This window comes from Vibrio fortis (genome assembly GCF_000695685.1).
Classification (GTDB): Bacteria; Pseudomonadota; Gammaproteobacteria; order Enterobacterales; family Vibrionaceae; genus Vibrio; species Vibrio fortis_A.
Window position 1 is genome coordinate 110,765 of sequence record NZ_JFFR01000013.1, and the last position, 17,654, is coordinate 128,418.

General features: G+C 45.5%; 15 protein-coding genes and 1 pseudogene. 11 read left to right on the forward strand and 5 right to left on the reverse strand.

Going from position 1 to position 17,654, the window contains the following annotated elements:
- Positions 1 to 253: 253 nt before the first annotated feature.
- Positions 254 to 2,455 (forward strand): catalase/peroxidase HPI, encoded by a 2,202-nt coding sequence (katG, locus tag VFDL14_RS13725; RefSeq protein WP_032550740.1) that lies wholly within the window; start codon positions 254 to 256, stop codon positions 2,453 to 2,455.
- Between the two features lie 96 nt (positions 2,456 to 2,551).
- Here katG and VFDL14_RS13720 read toward each other — a convergent pair whose 3' ends face one another.
- Positions 2,552 to 4,861, reverse strand: coding sequence for a molybdopterin-dependent oxidoreductase (locus VFDL14_RS13720; RefSeq protein ID WP_032550741.1), 2,310 nt, complete (start codon positions 4,859 to 4,861; stop codon positions 2,552 to 2,554).
- A gap of 252 nt (positions 4,862 to 5,113) precedes the next feature.
- Here VFDL14_RS13720 and VFDL14_RS13715 point away from each other — a divergent pair, with 252 nt between their 5' ends.
- Positions 5,114 to 5,326, forward strand: coding sequence for a hypothetical protein (locus VFDL14_RS13715; RefSeq protein WP_050487389.1), 213 nt, complete (start codon positions 5,114 to 5,116; stop codon positions 5,324 to 5,326).
- Between the two features lie 47 nt (positions 5,327 to 5,373).
- On the opposite strand, the gene VFDL14_RS13710 is transcribed toward VFDL14_RS13715, so the two are convergent.
- From VFDL14_RS13710 to VFDL14_RS13700, 3 genes are all read right to left on the reverse strand, one after another.
- Positions 5,374 to 6,987: a BCCT family transporter gene (locus tag VFDL14_RS13710; protein WP_032550742.1), complete on the reverse strand. Its 1,614-nt coding sequence runs from the start codon at positions 6,985 to 6,987 to the stop codon at positions 5,374 to 5,376.
- A 70-nt stretch (positions 6,988 to 7,057) separates the two neighbouring features.
- Positions 7,058 to 8,182 carry a mandelate racemase/muconate lactonizing enzyme family protein gene (locus tag VFDL14_RS13705; protein ID WP_032550743.1) on the reverse strand — a complete coding sequence of 375 codons (1,125 nt, stop codon included), beginning with the start codon at positions 8,180 to 8,182 and terminating at the stop codon, positions 7,058 to 7,060.
- 12 nt (positions 8,183 to 8,194) lie between these two features.
- On the reverse strand, positions 8,195 to 9,550 hold the full coding sequence (locus tag VFDL14_RS13700; protein WP_032550744.1) for an FAD-dependent oxidoreductase: 1,356 nt from the start codon (positions 9,548 to 9,550) through the stop codon (positions 8,195 to 8,197).
- A gap of 147 nt (positions 9,551 to 9,697) precedes the next feature.
- On the opposite strand from VFDL14_RS13700, the gene VFDL14_RS13695 reads away from it, so the two are divergent.
- The 9 genes and pseudogenes from VFDL14_RS13695 to VFDL14_RS24325 form a co-directional block, all read left to right on the forward strand.
- Positions 9,698 to 10,351 (forward strand): GntR family transcriptional regulator, encoded by a 654-nt coding sequence (locus tag VFDL14_RS13695; RefSeq protein ID WP_032550745.1) that lies wholly within the window; start codon positions 9,698 to 9,700, stop codon positions 10,349 to 10,351.
- A gap of 406 nt (positions 10,352 to 10,757) precedes the next feature.
- The gene (gene folK, locus VFDL14_RS13690) at positions 10,758 to 11,255 is read left to right on the forward strand and encodes a 2-amino-4-hydroxy-6-hydroxymethyldihydropteridine diphosphokinase (protein WP_032550746.1); all 498 of its coding nucleotides are present in this window, start codon (positions 10,758 to 10,760) and stop codon (positions 11,253 to 11,255) included.
- A 112-nt stretch (positions 11,256 to 11,367) separates the two neighbouring features.
- Positions 11,368 to 11,745, forward strand: a complete 378-nt coding sequence (gene folX, locus VFDL14_RS13685; protein WP_032550747.1) for a dihydroneopterin triphosphate 2'-epimerase — start codon at positions 11,368 to 11,370, stop codon at positions 11,743 to 11,745.
- 11 nt (positions 11,746 to 11,756) lie between these two features.
- Positions 11,757 to 12,395, forward strand: coding sequence for a GTP cyclohydrolase I FolE (gene folE, locus VFDL14_RS13680; protein WP_032550748.1), 639 nt, complete (start codon positions 11,757 to 11,759; stop codon positions 12,393 to 12,395).
- Positions 12,392 to 13,108, forward strand: coding sequence for a dihydromonapterin reductase (gene folM / locus VFDL14_RS13675; RefSeq protein WP_032550749.1), 717 nt, complete (start codon positions 12,392 to 12,394; stop codon positions 13,106 to 13,108). The genes folE and folM overlap by 4 nt, the downstream gene beginning before the upstream one ends.
- Before the next feature lie 424 nt (positions 13,109 to 13,532).
- Positions 13,533 to 13,883 (forward strand): phasin family protein, encoded by a 351-nt coding sequence (locus VFDL14_RS13670; RefSeq protein ID WP_004738385.1) that lies wholly within the window; start codon positions 13,533 to 13,535, stop codon positions 13,881 to 13,883.
- Positions 13,884 to 13,963: 80 nt separating this feature from the next.
- A complete protein-coding gene (phaC, locus tag VFDL14_RS13665; RefSeq protein ID WP_032550750.1) occupies positions 13,964 to 15,721 on the forward strand; it encodes a class I poly(R)-hydroxyalkanoic acid synthase in 1,758 nt (585 codons plus the stop codon).
- Complete coding sequence (locus VFDL14_RS13660; protein WP_032550751.1) at positions 15,721 to 16,119, forward strand: MaoC family dehydratase; 399 nt, start codon at positions 15,721 to 15,723, stop codon at positions 16,117 to 16,119. The genes phaC and VFDL14_RS13660 overlap by 1 nt, the downstream gene beginning before the upstream one ends.
- 31 nt (positions 16,120 to 16,150) lie before the next feature.
- Positions 16,151 to 16,269 (forward strand): annotated as a pseudogene (locus VFDL14_RS24325) (amino acid ABC transporter ATP-binding protein); the annotation flags it as partial.
- Between the two features lie 102 nt (positions 16,270 to 16,371).
- On the opposite strand, the gene gltS reads toward VFDL14_RS24325, so the two are convergent.
- A complete protein-coding gene (gltS, locus tag VFDL14_RS13655; RefSeq protein WP_032550752.1) occupies positions 16,372 to 17,568 on the reverse strand; it encodes a sodium/glutamate symporter in 1,197 nt (398 codons plus the stop codon).
- Positions 17,569 to 17,654 lie beyond the last annotated feature (86 nt).

Consider the following 17,654-nt stretch of genomic DNA (forward strand, 5'->3'; position numbering starts at 1 on the left):
TTGAGGCGTTTTTTTATCCAAATCAAGCACCCTAACTCACCTGCCGACCATCCTTCCTAAAAGAGATCAATAGGATTTTTCTATCAAAGAAATAGAAATAAGTGATCTGCTTTTTTTCAGCTTTGATGCCATTCTTAAAACACAACGATATAGACCATAGTTTACAAATGGTTATCTCAGCGCACCAACAGATTTAGCTCATCGCTAAGTGGAATTGGAGAGCGTTTAACTGTGTCACAATCAGGAGATAGATATGCACGGTGAGCAAAATGGTAATGGGGGCAAGTGCCCTGTAATGCACGGCGGGAATACAACCCTTGGTGGTAAAGCAACGAAAAACGTCGATTGGTGGCCTAACCAATTGAACCTAAAAATCCTCCACCAAAACGATACTAAGTCGAACCCGCTTGATGAAGACTTCAATTACGCTGAAGCGTTCAAAGCGCTGAATCTCAAAGCTGTTAAAGCCGACCTTGAAGCTCTGATGACAGACTCTCAAGATTGGTGGCCTGCAGACTATGGCCACTACGGCCCATTCATGATCCGCATGGCCTGGCACGCAGCGGGCACATATCGAACTTCAGATGGACGCGGGGGCGGTAACACGGGTAACCAACGCTTTGCACCACTCAACAGTTGGCCAGATAACGGCAACCTAGACAAAGCGCGTCGTCTTCTTTGGCCTATCAAGAAAAAATACGGCAACAGCCTTTCATGGGCAGACTTGTTTATCCTAGCGGGTAACGTGGCAATCGAATCAATGGGTCTACCAACCTTCGGTTTCTCTGGCGGTCGTCAGGACATTTGGGAACCAGAAGAAGATATCTATTGGGGTGCAGAAAGCGAATGGCTGGGTGACGAGCGTTATTCTGGTGACCGTGAGCTTGAAAAGCCACTGGCAGCCGTACAGATGGGTCTAATCTACGTAAACCCAGAAGGTCCGAATGGTGAGCCTACTATCCTCGCATCAGGCAAAGACATTCGCGATACTTTCGCTCGTATGGGTATGAATGATGAAGAGACCGTTGCTCTAGTCGCTGGTGGCCATACCTTTGGTAAAACGCACGGTGCTGGCCCTGAATCAGCTATGGGTCCAGAGCCAGAAGCGGCACCACTTGAAGAGATGGGCTTTGGCTGGAAAAACAGCTTCGGCAGCGGTAAAGGCGACGACACAACCACCAGCGGCATTGAGGGCGCTTGGACACCAAACCCAATTCAGTGGGATAACGGCTACTTCGACATGCTATTTGGTTACGACTGGGATCTAGTGAAAAGCCCAACAGGTGCGTGGCAATGGGAGCCGATTGGCGTAACTGAAGATCACATGGCACCGAAAGCCCACGACGCTTCTGTGAAAGTGAAAACCATCATGACCACAGCAGATATGGCGATGCGCATGGACCCAATCTACGGTCCGATTTCAAAACGATTCCACAAGAATCCTGAAGAGTTTGCTGACGCCTTTGCTCGCGCTTGGTTTAAGCTAACTCACCGTGATATGGGTCCGAAGAGCCGTTACTTGGGTGAAGAGTCTCCAGCAGAGGATTTGATCTGGCAAGACCCATTACCAGCAGCAAGCTTTGGTGCACTATCAGACAGCGACATCGCGGAGCTGAAACAAGCGATTCTAGCAACTGACCTAACGGTATCTGAACTGGTTTACACAGCGTGGTCTAGTGCATCGACATACCGAGGTTCAGACTACCGCGGTGGTGCAAATGGTGCTCGTATCCGTTTGGCTCCTCAAAAAGATTGGAAAGCAAACCAACCAGAACAGTTGGACAAGGTACTGACCAAACTAGAATCCGTTCGTTCTGCATTCAACACTAATGACCGTGGTGTTTCAATTGCTGACCTGATCATTCTGGCAGGTAACACTGCGATTGAAAAAGCAGCTAAAGATGGTGGTTTTAATGTCGATGTGCCATTCTCAGCAGGCCGTGTTGATGCGACAGATGAGCACACAGACGCTGAATCTTTTGCAGTTTTAGAGCCAGAAGCGGATGGTTTCCGTAACTTCTCTAAAAAGCTGTTTACCGTGCCAGCAGAAGAGATGCTGCTTGATAAGGCACAACTACTTGGTCTTTCAGCGCCAGAGATAACGGTACTTATCGGTGGTCTGCGTGTACTAGGCGCGAACCACAACAATACGCCTCATGGCGTGTTGACCGATAAGGTTGGCGTTTTAAGCAATGATTTCTTCGTAAATCTTGTTGATATGGCGACTGAATGGAAACCTGTTTGTCCAAACAACAGCGCTTACTTAGGTACAGACAGAGCGACGGGTGAGAAGAAATGGACAGCAACTCGTGTTGACCTAGTCTTTGGTTCTAATTCTCAACTGAGAGCACTCGCTGAACTTTATGCGTGTGATGATGCGAAAGAGAAGTTTGTAAAAGACTTTATCGCGGCATGGACGAAAGTCATGAACGCAGACCGTTTTGACCTGAACTAAGGTTTAGGCTCAGAAAAAACAAAGGGTAGCATTTCGCTACCCTTTTCTTTTAGTTCATCAGAACCCGCGTATAACACGAGTCAACAAGGAAGTTCACTACTCGGCTGACATCTCCGGTGAGTCAAATACAGTTATCTCCGGCAAATCGCCTTCAAATTTCTCTATATTGACCAACGCGCTGTGAGCGGCAGTACTTTGTGACAGCTTCGATGTACGTTTATCGTGAGTGAGAACATTCGGGTTACCGTGTTTATCAAGGCTACCTTTCTCACTTGGATTCATCGGGTCATACCATGAACCAGTGCACAGATAGATGGTTCTTTCTCGAATGTCTTCAGTAACAACCGCACCAGCTAGACACGCTCCTCGATCATTAAAGACCTTAACGATATCGCCGTCCTCAATTCCTCGATCCTTCGCATCTACCGGATTGATCATCACTGGCTCACGCCCTTTAATCTTAGCGTTTCGGCTGTAACTACCGGAGTCGAGTTGGCTATGCAGCTTTGTTTTCGGCTGCCCTGAAATCATATGCAGCGGGAAGGTTTCCGCTTGTTTTGATTTCAACCATTCTGTCGGAGGTAGCCAGGTAAACTGCCCCGGGCAATCATCATATCCAAACGAGGCAATTCGTTCGCTATAAAGCTCGATCTTACCACTTGGTGTTGTCAATGGATGCAAATCTGGATCTTGTCTAAATTCTGCAAGCAATACAGTGTCTGGGTTAGGATCCGCAAACTCGATGACGTCCCCATTTAAAAACGTATCAAAATCTGGAAGCTCAACACCTAAATTTTTCGACTCAGGGATCAGCTTTTGCCACATGCTCTCAAGCCACTCACGTGAGGTCTTGTTTTGAGTGAAGTCCTCTTCAATTTCCAAACGCTTTGCGATCTCTGTGAAAATATCGAATTCATCACGAGCTTCGCCAACAGGCTCAACGACTCTCGGCATCGGGATCAAGCTGTTGTCACGAGAGCCAGCACCGATATCCTCTCGCTCTAACGTTGTCGTTACTGGTAACACAATATCGGCAAACCTTGCCGTTGAAGTCCAGTTGATCTCATTAACGATGATGGTTTCAGGTTGCTGGAATGCCTCAATTAAGCGGTTAATGTCTTGATGATGGTGGAATGGGTTGCCACCGGCCCACCAAACCATACGAATATCCGGATAAGTCAAGTTCATACCGTTGTATTGGTACTCATCCCCCGGATTGAGCAACATATCGGAAACACACGCCACCGGAATAAAAGCATCAACGTCGTTTTTGCGTTGTGGGAATGCTGGCCAGCGAATAGGACGATGCATCAGCCCAATCCCACCGTCAGAGCCATACGCAATCGCGTAGCCACCGCCGGGTAAACCAATTTGACCAAGCATAGAAGCTAGAGTGATCGTCCCCCACAGCGTCTGCTCACCATGCTCCGTTCTCTGAACCCCTGCCGCGGTACAGATAAAGGTGCGTGACTTTGCCATCTGGCGAGCGAGTTGTTTAATGCGTTCAGCTGGGATTTCCGATAACGCGCTCGCCCACTCTGCTGTTTTAGCGACACCGTCTTTCTTACCAAGCAGGTACGCCTTAACTTCATCAAACCCAACGGTATATTTGTCGAGGAATGCGCTGTCATGAAGGTCTTCAACAAGCAAGGTATGCGCAAGTCCAAGCATGATCGCTGAATCAGAGCCCGGTACTGCTGCCAGCCATTCTGCTTCAATTTCTGCCGGAGAGTCTGAACGACACGGATTGATGTCGATGAACTCCACACCTGCTTTGCGACATGCCAGCAGTTCGTCTTTCAATCGGTGACGTGTACAACCGCCAGGAGAAACTTGAGCGCTTTTAAGTGGTACACCACCAAACATAACGACCAACTCACCCTCTTTGGCGATCGTCGACCAGCGAGTTGCAGTAGATGTCAGCTTGTCAAAATCACCAACTATATGTGGCAACAGGATAAGTGCCGTGTTGTAGCTGTAGTTACCTTGGCTACTTACAAAGCCACCGGCGCAGGTTAAAAATCGCTTAAGCTGGCTTTGAGCATGATGAAAACGCCCCGCACTACCCCAACCATAAGAACCGCCAAATATCGCTTCGTTGCCGTGCTCATTACGAGTGGATTTAACCGCTTTGCTGATCAGGTCGAAGGCTGTTTCCCAAGACACTTCAACAAAAGGTTCTTGACCTCGTGTGTTATTTTTATGTTGTGGGCCATTCTCAAGATAGCTTTTACGAACAGCCGGCTTCTTTATTCTGGCTGAGCCATATAGAGAGCTGTGCATGTTGTCATTAATAGGAGAAGGATCCGTATCAAGTGGATGTGCACTGACGCGAACTAATTTGCCGTCCTTGACCTCTGCGATCCCTGCCCCCCAGTGACTGGAGGTTGTGTACTTTTTCGTCATACTGTTACTTAGTTAAGTGATAAGAACATCGCTTCACCGCTGTGCTGGCGAGCAACGCTTGTCATAGGTGCCAAACGATAGGCTTTGGCTGAAGTTTACCCTTGTGGAACACGATTGTTCCAGACCTGATTCAGGATATTTAAGAATACGTTATTACCAATAGCCCTTATTCGTGAGTAGGGATCGAATAAAAGCAAGATACATTGCGGGTCGTAGGGCTCACCTAGTGAAGATGTTGATGGGTCTCTTAATATGAAACTGTCAGGCGATAAACTTGTGTATCGTTACAGTGAGCCTGAATGTAGTATTGATTGTGAGTTAGAGGTGATGGTTCAAGGAGACAAACTACTCGTAAATGATTCAAACAATCACTGTTCAGAGTACGTTTTCTATTGCGGGGTTCATGCAAGCTTAGACGGCTTAGAGTTAACCAAGCAAAGCGAGGGTTGCCAGAACGACAAATGACAAGTCATTTACACGTAGGGCGTAAATGACTTGTTGTTACCTCATGCCTAGTTTAAAACAGGTTCTGCGTCGACAGCCTCTTTTTCGTTTTCAGCTTTTTTTGGTGACACTTCTAACTGATGCATGCGTTGAATTTCTTGAGCTGTGAATTGCCCATAGTCTTCATTCATATATTTAAAGGTCTTCATCAACATAAAGCTCACCAGAACAAGTAAGGGTGCTGCAAATATCAATATCGCAGATTGCATAGAGCCTACTGGTGCTTTCACGATGATGAATACAGCTGGAATCGCGATAATAACCAGACACCAGAAGATCTTCAGCATTCTTGCTGGGTTCTTGTCTTTATCAAGCACGTGTTGAGTTTGACACGCAACGGTAAACACAGAGCCATCCAACGTGGTAACCAACAATAGGAAGGTGGAAACAATAAATACAACCAGAATCAATGATGAGAAAGGCAGTGTGTTTAGTGCTTCTACAATCGATTGGCTGGCTTGGCCATCAGAAACCATTTGGCTAATGTTCACCTGTTTGTCTAGCTGAGTTTTCATCATGAACGAACCCACGATAGAAAATAGGATTGTAGTGCCGACAGTACCGCCCCCCACCATACAAGCGATTACTTCACGCAGTGTGCGTCCCTTCGATACTTTTGTGATGAAAATACACATCAAAGGAATGAAGATCATCCAGTAAGCCCAGAAGTAAGCGGTCCAGTTTTGAGGGAACTTGTCTTGAGTAATTGCATCCGTATAAAGGCTCATATGGATGAAATTAGACGCCCACAGACTGATCGAAGTGCTGGTATTCTCCAAGATAAACAGAGTCGGACCAAAAATAAGGATGTAAATAACCAAAGCAATTAGGAAATAAGTTCCAGAGCTTGAGATGTTTTTCATCCCTTTCTCTATACCGACAAAAGAGCTGACAATAAGCAAAGCAGCAACAATGCCGAGCATTCCAAGTTTAAGCATCAGGGTGTCTTGCAACCCAGTTAATTGCGCCACTGCCGCAGACACGATTGGCACGCCCAAAGCAAGTACGATAATCAGGCCAAAGACTAAAGCAATAGGGTAAGTAATATCGATGATACGACCAACAACCTTACCTACCGCTTGGTTTTGAATCATGCCTTTTATGATATCGCTTATTTTTAGCGATGGATTTTTGCGAACATAGTAAGAGTACATGATAGGCACAGCGCTGATAGCATAAAGCGCCCAAGCCGTAATACCCCAGTGGTGTAAAGAGTATGTGACTGCCCATTCATGCGCTGTCACCGATCCCGCTTCAATGGCAAATGGTGGTGTTTTAATGTAGTACGACCACTCCAAGAACGCCCAATAAACAGTACCTGAGCCTACACCGGCCAAAGCCATCATAGTAATGTAAGCAAAATTGGAGTATTCCGGTTTTTCATTACCCATTCGAATGTTGCCGTATTTGCTCACCATTAAGTAAACCGAGACAACGACCATGGCAAAACCGAACCATAAGATAGGGGTACCGAGGTTGTAAGCAATCATGGTAAATATATCACCAGCGATGCTAATAGCGCGCTCAGTATCTGTTAGGAAGAAGACTGATAGCCCACTTATAATGATCAAAGAGATTAAGACCGTAGTTCGGTCAAAGTTGCTAGAGTTGTAAGTTTCCATAGAGGACTCCTTGTTATTCTCCCCACACCTCTGAGAGGAGAACAACTGTTTCACGTCAATTTTGTTTTAATTATTCGAATACATAGGTAGCGATCGATGCTTCTTTTACAGCGTCCCAATCCATCTCAACGCCTAAACCATTACCCTCTGGTGCGTGAACAAAACCGTCTCGGTCTGTTCGGATTTGAGTTTTAGAAGCAAGCTCGAAGCTTTCGTATGGATAAAACTGTTCGAAGAACTTACAGTTATTGTGTGCAAGGGCGACATGTAGGTTGGCCGCTTGCGTAATGGTGTAACCCATACTCTGTATTTCTAAGTTTTTAGAGTGGCCTTCAGCGATTGCGAAACACTTATTAAGCGGAGTAATGCCGCCACAAACTGTTGCGTCTTGACGAACATCTGACCAAAAACCATTGCCTAACGCATAAGTCACTTCTTGAAGCGTCAGTAGACAATTACCATGGCTTGATATTTCTAGGTCTGTTTTATCGACTAAACGTTGATAGGTTTTGTAGTCATAGTCAGAAACCGGCGCTTCTAACCACTCCCAATCGTAACTTTCCATCAGCTTAGCCATCTTCATTGCTTCTGCTGGTGTATAGAAAGTGGCCGTATCGAGCATGAATCGAATACCAGTCTTGCCGTATCGCTCTTGAATCGCGTTTACCAGTTTTACGTCTTTTTCATATACGCAGTAGCAATGAAGTTTTATTGCGGTAAATCCATGCTCAATACAGTCATCAACATATGGGAAGTATTCTTCAACCGTGTCGAACATAGGAGTAGATGCATAAGACTTCATTTTGTGGCGTGCACCACCTAGCAGCATATATAGTGGCATGCCCGCTTTCTTACCTTTGATGTCCCATGCAGCAATATCGATGGGTGACTTGGCTGGCAAACCACCCCAAGAACAACGCGCGCCTAACCATGTGTTAAGTTCATCTGTCATTAATGGATTTTTTCCGATTAGCCCAGGCACAATGGTACGCATGGCTTCAATAATGCAACGGTCAAAATCGTTCTCTGTATAGCTGATAGTCGCACCAACACCTTCGGTTCCATCGTTACAAATAATACGCACGATGTTGTTGGTGTAGAGTAGCGGCTCTTGGTTGTCGGCCCAAGGGATCGGTGGAGCATCGCGATCGGCTACAGCGTAGAGCTCAACTCGTTTGATCACAGTATCTTTCATTGGGTTTTCTCCTTATAAAGCGCTGCCATTTTCAATCATGACTGCGCGGATTTCCTCGCCCGTAAGGTCGCGGATTCGTCTGTTCTCGTTAATTGCTTTTACAGCTGCGATTCCTGCTGCGTGCCCATACTCAAAACATTGCGCCGTTACTCGTGCCGATGCGAGAGCCTCATGTTCAGCACTCAAGCAGCGTCCCGCGGCGATAATGTTTTCACCAACGATCGGGACCAACGTGTTGTAAGGTACGACGTAGTAGTCATTGATCAACCAATGCAGTTTTGGTTTGTCGCCTGAGTGCAGTTCAATTGGCCAAGGTGTGCGACAGATACCATCTTTGCGCTTGTTGCAATTGATAACATCATCATTAGTTAGCGTCTCGACACCAACGATGGAGCGTGTTTGTCGGATGCCGACCTCAACACCAGTATCGACAACGTAGGCATTTTCACAGCCGGGAACAAAGTGGTTTAGGAAGCGGGCATAATCACGAACTTGACGACGACCAAAAACTTCAGCTTCTGTAAAGTCTTTAGGGTCAATCACATTCAACATGCGGCCGTCTTGTCCGGCGAGGCGCGTTGCGTTGACCATAAGTTCGCCTGGTCGAGTGGTTGGAAAAATCCAAATTTTATGACGTGGTAAGGTGTATTCACCGCTCTTGTTAGCAGCGAGAATGTTTTCGGTCACTTTTGGCGGGCATATCGTATCATCGCCGTAGTAGTCCAAATATTTCTCCATATCGACATCAGCAATACGAAAGAACATCGTCGGGTTTTGGATACGACCTTGATCACCGAAGTAGTAGTCCATACCTGCGCGAGCAATTACCGCAGCATCACCGGATGCATCAACGATCATGTTGCTAAGGATGATACTTTGACCAGCATTGGATTCGATGACTACACCTTTGAACGCATCTTTTTCCATGATCACACCCGTGACTGATGTATGGAAAAGAGTCGTAACACCAGCATCTTCAAGTAGATCGTCGGCGACTTCACGCCATATCAAAGGGTCATGGGTAACAGTAAATGTCTTTCCATATTTTTGAGGTTCGGTCACTCCATTGCGTTTCTTCAGCTCTTGACGGAACCGCTCCGTGAATCCGAATACTACTTGTTCAGGTTGAGCATTCTCTTCGTCTGAAGCCATGAACATGCCGCAAATAGTACCCGACAAACCGGCCACTGCTGCTCCACCACAAAAGCCGTATTTTTCAACTAACCAGGTGTCTTTCCCCATAGAGCCAGCTGTTTCAGCAGCAGCTACACCGGCAGCACCACCACCGATCACTAGTACATCAACTTCAGCCAAAATTGGCAGATCCGGTACTTGTTCAAAACGACGAACAATTTTCCAATCTTTCATACTTACCTCACTAATAGATAACTGATGTTCATCTGATATATCAGTTGTGTGTTTGAAATATATTCCCTTTTTTTTTGTGGTACAATAGCGAAACTGGTTATCGTGAGATCGCTCACTAAAAAATTGATCAAAGGAATAGCGCGTAGAATGTCCATAAACAACGCAAATAAGACTGATGTGGCTTATAACCAATTGGAAAGAATGATTATTTTCCGAGAGCTGGAACCTGGAAGTATGGTGAGTGAAAAGCAGCTTGCTGAAGGAATGGATCTTGGTCGGACGCCAGTAAGAGAAGCTCTTCAACGTCTATCATACGAACGCATGGTAGAGATCCATGCTCGCAGAGGGATCCAAATCCCACCTATTTCGGTCGAAAGCCAGCTCAAGATCCTTGAGGTTCGCCGTGATATTGAAGCTTTGTGTGTGAAATATGCGTCTGCCAGAGCGAGTGTCGAAGAGAAACAGCAAATGTTGATGCTTGCAGACAAGCTTGAGGAGTGTGCGAAAAACCAAGACGACCTAAAATATGCGACGCTACTAAAAGAAATCCACATTTTATTGGTCAAAGCGGCAGCAAATGAGTATCTGCAGTTAGCAATGGCTCCTCTTCAAGGCTTATCACGCCGCTTTTGGTTTGCCTACAAAAATCAAAATTCTGATCTTGTAGATGCCTCGTCTCACCATGCTGCTGTATTGAGAGCAGTAAGCCATACTGATGCAGAAGAAGCCGTCGCTGCATCACACCGCTTGAACGATTACCTAACAGACATGGCGTATAGAAGTATTACGGCAAGAAAATAACGCCCTAAAAACACCAAAACGGTACAAATTTTACTGAGGGCTCTTTCTAAACCTTAGAGAAAGATTCACAGAGCTACCGTCACATTTCGCCCGACATGTAGTAGTGTCAGCTGTTGGGCGTTTATGGACCGCCTGTAGGAGCAAATATTTTATCGCGGTGAGATTCCGAGGTTAGTAATCTTCATACCCTTGAAATCAACATCCCAGGTCTCTTATTGCTTAAATGTTCATATAGCGATCAAACCATTCAACCATCTGCTCTGGGTGGTCACCACAGTAGTTGTAGCCGAAAACAGCTCGGCCAAACCCACCCTTTAGTCGATTGACTTCCCAACACTTAAAAACACACCTGATCTTAACTGCGAAATGAAACGTAACTAGCTGCCTAAAAAGGAAAGAAAATTCTATGGCCACCGTTTATGTAAGCATCGGTAGTAACATCAACCGAGAACATCACGTTACAGCGTCTCTTAAAGCACTAGAGGATCGGTTCGCCCCTCTACGGGTTTCTAGGTTTTACGATTGTGTACCTGTTGGCTTTGAAGGCGACAATTTCCTAAACCTAGTCGTCGGCTTTGAATGCGCTCTTCCAGTTGCTGAACTATCAAGCATTCTACGTCAAATCGAATTGGAGAACGGTCGCCAGCGTGAGACCAAAGCGTATGCGCCGCGAAAAATGGATATCGACATCCTTCTTTACGACGACTTAGTAGGCACCATTGACGGAGTAGAACTGCCTAGAGGTGAAATCACCGAATACGCCTTTGTGCTTCGACCGCTTGTCGATATCGCCGCTCAAAAACGCCACCCTACTCTCGACGTTTCCTATCAGCAGCTCTGGGACAACTTCGACCAATTGAGTCAGAAAACCGAACCCATCCGTTTTGAGTTCAATTTCACATAGCGCCTGTAAACATTTTGATAAGAACGCTGACTACTGAATCGCCTGAGTTTTATTGATCTTTTTTCAAAACAAGCACGTAACTGACTTCACTTTCTAAGGATTGGACACTGTTATGAATCACAACGCCATTATCACCATTACAAATCTCCGACTAAGAACCTATATTGGCTTCAACGAAGAAGAGAAAACCAAGCAGCAAGACATCGTTATCAACGCGGAAATTCACTATCCAGCAAACAATTTGTGTCTCTCTGATGATGTGGACAATGCACTCAACTACAAAAACATTTGTAAAAAGATCATTCAGCACGTCGAATCTGGACGATTCCTGCTTCTAGAAAAATTGACTAGCGATGTGCTCGGAATCTGTATCGATCATTCATGGGTTCGATACGCTCAAGTGAGAATTGATAAACCTCACGCACTTCGTTTTGCGGATTCCGTTTCGCTCACCCTGAGCTATGAAGCAGCCCAAGACAACAACTCATAAGGAGCGAGGCAATGTTAAGCACAGAAGCAGAAAAAGTAAGAGAAGCTTTGCTCGCCAAAGGGCTTGAAACGCCAATGACGCCGAGCGAAATGAACAGCGATCAGAAGTACAATCGCATCAAGGGTCTGTTAACGGAAGTGGTAAGCACACTGGGGTTGAACCTAACCGATGACAGTCTCGCTGAGACGCCACATCGTATTGCAAAGATGTACGTACACGAGATATTTTCAGGACTCGACTACAATAACTTCCCAAAAATCAGTATGATAGACAACAAAATGTCCGTCGATGAAATGGTTAAGGTGTCCGACATCGACTTAACTTCGACGTGCGAACATCACTTCATCACCATCGACGGCATGGCGCAAGTTGCCTATATTCCTGAATCTAAAATACTGGGGTTATCGAAAATCAATCGTATTGTTCGCTTCTTTGCTCAGCGCCCGCAGGTGCAAGAGCGTCTGACGCAACAAATCTTAGTCGCAATACAAGCATTGGTTGAAACAGAGAACGTTGCAGTAACCATCAAAGCCACTCACTACTGTGTGAAATCGAGAGGCGTTATGGATGCCAACTCTGAAACCACGACAACTGCGTTGGGTGGTATCTTCAAAACTAACCCTCAAACCAGAGCTGAGTTTTTACGATGAGTGAGACAATTCTAATAACCGGCGTGGGCAAGCGACTAGGGTTCGCGTTGGCTCAGCAACTCTTGTCGGATGGATACAAAGTGATCGGCACTTACCGAAGCGACTATCCTCAACTGAAACAGTTGCGCGACTGTGGAGCTGACTTACAACAGGTAGATTTTTATCAGCAAAGCAGCGTAGAGGGTTTTCTTCATTACGTTGCTCAAGAGTACAGAACACTTCGAGCGGTCATACATAATGCTTCTGATTGGAAGCCAGAAAACAAACAGAACCCGAGTGAAAACGCCTTTCAAATCATGAACCAGATGATGACGGTACATGCGAGCGTGCCCTATCTTGTCAACTTAACGCTCAAAGACCAATTGATGGCAGGTTACGAAACCTCAGACATCATCCATATCAGTGATTATGTCGCGGAGAAAGGCAGCAAAAAGCATATCGCGTACGCCGCAAGTAAAGCCGCGCTCAACAACCTGACACTTTCGTTTTCTACCATGCTTGCTCCCAAGGTAAAAGTAAACACCGTCTCTCCGGCTATGATTAAGTTCAATGATCATGATGACGATGCTTACAAAGCCAAAGCTCTACAAAAAGCTTTGATCCCTGCAGAGGCCGGTTTTGAAGAAATTGTGGATGGCATCAAGTATGTTTTGGCTAGTCACTACATGACAGGAAGAACCCTGCACCTTGATGGCGGCAGACACCTAAAGTAACAGGTTGGCCTTCTTCCAGACTAACTCTCCCTCTAGAACATCGAACTCTCTAGTGGAAGAGCCCATATACCGCACTCTACTTGTTCAACTCGCGCTCACCACTCTGGTTAAACCAAACCCATAACGTGACAAACTTCACATTTATGCCAATTCATCTCCTGAATTGCGCGCGCTGTATTAAACGCGACTCATATTAAACTTCGCTTGAACCCACCTACCTCTTTGGGGTTTGAGCGTTCAAACAAAAAATTCAAACAAATGTTTAAATTCATAAATTTTTGGAGCGATTTTCCACTCATTTAACGGGATGACTTTCGCTTTGATCTTGATCAATATGTTAACTGTTGCGCAACATTTCGAACAATAATTTGCATTAGAAGTGAATACTCACTTCCCCCATTTGCTTAGTACAAGGAATGAAACTATGTCTACTCAGGAAACCTTTAAAGCCTTCACTTCACAGCTAGAGTCTGTAACTAACCCGTTCTACAACTTCAATCAGCTAGTGACTAAAAACATCGAGACACTGACCAAGATTCAACTTGATAGCCTACAAGCATACAGTGCGCTTGGTAATGAATCTTTGCAAAGCCTCGCATCATTAAAGCAACCGCAAGACATCCCTGCTTACGGCTCAAAACAAATGGAAGTCGCGAGCAAAATCTCACAGCAGCTAATGGAAGATAGCCAAAAGCTGACCCAACTTGGTCAAGATTTTAAATCTGCCGCTGATGAGCTGACGGCTTCTGCGGTTAAAACCGCGAAAAGTGCTTAATTTATTGTTTGTCGGTTGATGGCGAAGCTCAACGGTAAGCATCGCCATCTCTCAGCATCACTTCTTACAAGGATGTCAGAATGGAAAATAAATCGCCCTTTGAAGGTATGATGGATCTTATGTCCCAATATGGGCAAGCATGGATGGACAACCTAGGTCAGCCAACACAATCCACATTGATGAAAACCCAATCAGAAGACTTTACAAAGTGGGCAAACTCAATGGTGCAGAACCCAACCAATATGGTTGAGCAGCAGATGAATTGGTGGACACAACAAGTCAATCTACTCAACGATTGTATTCTTGGCAATCAAGAACAAACCAAAGAGACCGATCGCCGCTTCCGTGACCCTTCTTGGAACGACACACCGCTTTATCGCTACATCAAAGAGAGCTACAAACTCGCCTGTGACAACATTCAGCAATCAGTAGAAAACAGTGAGGGTTTGGATGACGAGACCAAAACGCGCCTCTCATTTTTCACTCGCCAGTACCTCAATGCCATGTCGCCAAGCAACTTTGTTGCGACCAACCCCGAGATACTCAAGCTGACCATGGACTGTAAAGGTGAAAACCTTATCCAAGGAATGAAGCAATTTCGTCAAGACTTGGAGCAAAGTGCCGACATCCTCAACATTCGCATGACGGATAAGAACCAGTTCACCTTAGGTGAGAACATTGCTTCGACTCCGGGGAAGATCGTGTTCCAAAATGAGATGTTTGAGCTGATTCAATACAAACCCACCACAAAGCAAGTCTATAAACGCCCGACACTGATCGTACCACCCTTCGTCAACAAGTATTACATCATGGACGTTAACCCTGAGACCTCTTACGTGAAATGGTTGGTCAGCCAAGGTCACACGGTATTTATGATCTCTTGGGTAAACCCGAATGCACAAATGCGAGATGTCGACTTCGGCAACTACGTTACGCAAGGCGTGTTACCCGCGCTTGATGCAATTGAAAGTGTTACCGGCGAGCGCGAAGTCAATGGCATTGGCTACTGCATTGGTGGCACAACCTTAGTCGCAGCTATGGCTTATCTTTCAGGTAAACGCCGCAAGCAACGTATTAAGTCGGTCACTCTACTCACCACCATTCTCGACTTCACTAAACCCGGTGAACTAGGTGTGTTCATCAATGATCCAATCATCAGCAGCATTGAAGCACAAAACAACCAACGCGGTTATATGGACGGTCGCCAAATGGCGGTGTCATTCAGTCTGCTCCGTGAAAACAGCCTGTATTGGAACTACTACATCTCTAACTACTTGAAAGGCGAAAGCCCTATGGCGTTTGACCTACTCTACTGGAACTGTGACAACACCAACGTGACTGCTGCGACCCATAACCAGCTACTACGTCAGTGCTACCTTGAGAATCGACTCGCCAAAGGTGAACTGGTGATTGATGGCGTGACTATCGATTTGGGTAAAGTTAAGTCACCAGCCTACTTCCTATCTGCCATTGATGATCATATCGCCCTGTGGGATGGCAATTTTGAAGGCACTAAACTATTGGGTGGAGACAACAAATTTGTCCTTACCGAGAGCGGGCACATTGCTGGGCCAATGAATCACGCCGACTCAAATAAATATGGTTTCTGGACCAACGACAACAACGACCAAGCTCCTTCTCAATGGCTTGCAAGTGCCGACAAACATCAAGGCTCATGGTGGGCGCATTGGCAAGCTTGGGTTGATGAGCGTAACTTCTCTGAAATGATTGAAGCTCGTGAACTTGATGGAGAACTCGACGCGCCAGGTGAATACGTGAAACAACGCATTCAAGATGTCATCGCACAAGAAGCAGAAATGGAAAAGGAGTCCGCATAATGAAGCCAGAAATCGGCCAAACTGCCACCATAGAAAAGACCCTAGATAAACAAACCGTCGAAGCGTTTGCGAGTGTCTCAGAGGACTACAACCCAATCCATTTAGATGAAGATTTCGCTAAAACCACGCAATTTGAGCGCCCAATCGTACATGGCATGCTGGCATCTAGCCTTATCTCTGGCCTATTGGCCTCAAAAGTACCCGGAGCTGGCAGCATCTATTTAGGACAATCCTTGAAGTTTGTTCGCCCTATCTTTGTAGGCGAAACCGTCACAGCCAAAGTGGAAGTGACTAGCGTACGCGACGACAAACCCATCGCAGTGATATCGACTCAAGTGTTGAACGCGAACGGTGAAGTCGCAGTCGACGGTGAAGCAACGGTGATGTATTCCGTTTAGCTATTCAAACGCAAAGTTAAGCTCTACATTCTTCGTACGCCAAGTATCGGACCAAGTCACCTTCCTAGAAAAGGGGATATTGATAACGAAAAGCGTCCCCGAAAAATTCTTTACCAACCAAAATCAACACGTGTAAGGCAGTTTTTATAGCTAGAAGTGTAGTCAACGGCGAAACCAAAACACTCTTAATATCCTTATTAATCAGGGCACTTCCTAAGTTGAAAGTGCCCCTCCTTCCCCTATAAAAAGTGTTTAGAGGAAAGTAGTAAACGAGTTAATAATTAAAGCGTTAGCGATATCAATGAAGAACCCACACACTAAAGGAACGATGATAAATGCTTTATGTGCTGCGCCATATTGCTGTGTCACAGCGGTCATGTTGACGATGGCTGTCGCTGTCGAGCCGAGTGTGATGCCACCAAAGCCTGAGCCTATCACCGCTGCTTCGTAGTCTTTCCCCATAAAACGAAATACCACCCATATCGTAAAGATGATCGATAGTGCCACTTGGAAGAACATTACAGTTGCGAGGAACATTATCGTACTTTGTAGCTGCCAAAGTTGAAGTCCCATCAACGCCATCGTTAAGAACATACCCAAACAAATATCCGAGATAAGTGCATGACCAAGTTGGGCGTTTTTGTTTTTTTCTTTGCGTAGCAGCAGAGACTTACCATTTCCAATCAAAATACCAGCGACGAGACAGGCGACAAACATAGGCAGTTGCAAGCCAATTGCTTCAAACCCTAGGTTAATGAAGTATCCAACGATTAGGCTCACGTTGAGCATTAACCAAGCATACAAGTAACCAAAGTGATCAAGTTTAGTTTTTTCGTTGTGACAAACACCAATATCTAAGTTGTGATCTGTATTTGGAGTCAGTTTGTGTCTTTTGATCAGGTAGTTAGCGATAGGTCCGCCAACTAAACACGCGGAAATTAGGCCGAGAGTATTGGCTGCAAGACCAACCTCTGACGCACCCTCTAGTCCCATATCGGCAAAGGTTGGAGACCATGCCATTGTCGTGCCCACACCACCGATCAGTGAAATTGAGCCTGCCATCAAACCAAGTAAAGGTTCTAACCCCAGCAATGAAGCGATACTAACCCCGATGATGTTTTGCAAAACAATATAGATAACGGCAAGTAAAGTGAGAACAAATAATGGCTTACCGCCAGATATCAGCGTTTTAAAACTTGCGTTGAGACCAATCCCTGCAAAAAAGTAGAGCAGCAAGGTGTCTCTTATCGCCAAATCAAACTCGATTGTTAGATCAAATATTGAATAAACGATGGCGACGATAAGTGCACAAATAAACCCACCAATGACGGGTTCTGGAATACTGTATTTTTGCAAAACTTTAAAACGCACCGTGGCAAACTTGCCGATAAACAGCAAAACGATAGCGAGGGTAAAAGAAAGAAACCCATCAATTTCTATAACTTGCATAATTCAATAACCTAATTCGTAAAGTGTTATGTGTTGGTTGCTATGCCATGTGTCGAGTCAGGGTGAAAAAGAACACTAGATAACTC

Coding starts and splice junctions, on each gene's coding strand:
- folX (WP_032550747.1), top strand. CDS start 11,368: ATGAATCACAACGCCATTATCACCATTACAAATCTCCGACTAAGAACC.
- folE (WP_032550748.1), top strand. CDS start 11,757: ATGTTAAGCACAGAAGCAGAAAAAGTAAGAGAAGCTTTGCTCGCCAAA.
- VFDL14_RS13700 (WP_032550744.1), bottom strand. CDS start 9,550: ATGAAAGATTGGAAAATTGTTCGTCGTTTTGAACAAGTACCGGATCTG.
- gltS (WP_032550752.1), bottom strand. CDS start 17,568: ATGCAAGTTATAGAAATTGATGGGTTTCTTTCTTTTACCCTCGCTATC.
- katG (WP_032550740.1), top strand. CDS start 254: ATGCACGGTGAGCAAAATGGTAATGGGGGCAAGTGCCCTGTAATGCAC.
- VFDL14_RS13670 (WP_004738385.1), top strand. CDS start 13,533: ATGTCTACTCAGGAAACCTTTAAAGCCTTCACTTCACAGCTAGAGTCT.
- folM (WP_032550749.1), top strand. CDS start 12,392: ATGAGTGAGACAATTCTAATAACCGGCGTGGGCAAGCGACTAGGGTTC.
- folK (WP_032550746.1), top strand. CDS start 10,758: ATGGCCACCGTTTATGTAAGCATCGGTAGTAACATCAACCGAGAACAT.
- VFDL14_RS13705 (WP_032550743.1), bottom strand. CDS start 8,182: ATGAAAGATACTGTGATCAAACGAGTTGAGCTCTACGCTGTAGCCGAT.
- VFDL14_RS13715 (WP_050487389.1), top strand. CDS start 5,114: ATGAAACTGTCAGGCGATAAACTTGTGTATCGTTACAGTGAGCCTGAA.
- phaC (WP_032550750.1), top strand. CDS start 13,964: ATGGAAAATAAATCGCCCTTTGAAGGTATGATGGATCTTATGTCCCAA.
- VFDL14_RS13695 (WP_032550745.1), top strand. CDS start 9,698: ATGTCCATAAACAACGCAAATAAGACTGATGTGGCTTATAACCAATTG.
- VFDL14_RS13710 (WP_032550742.1), bottom strand. CDS start 6,987: ATGGAAACTTACAACTCTAGCAACTTTGACCGAACTACGGTCTTAATC.
- VFDL14_RS13660 (WP_032550751.1), top strand. CDS start 15,721: ATGAAGCCAGAAATCGGCCAAACTGCCACCATAGAAAAGACCCTAGAT.
- VFDL14_RS13720 (WP_032550741.1), bottom strand. CDS start 4,861: ATGACGAAAAAGTACACAACCTCCAGTCACTGGGGGGCAGGGATCGCA.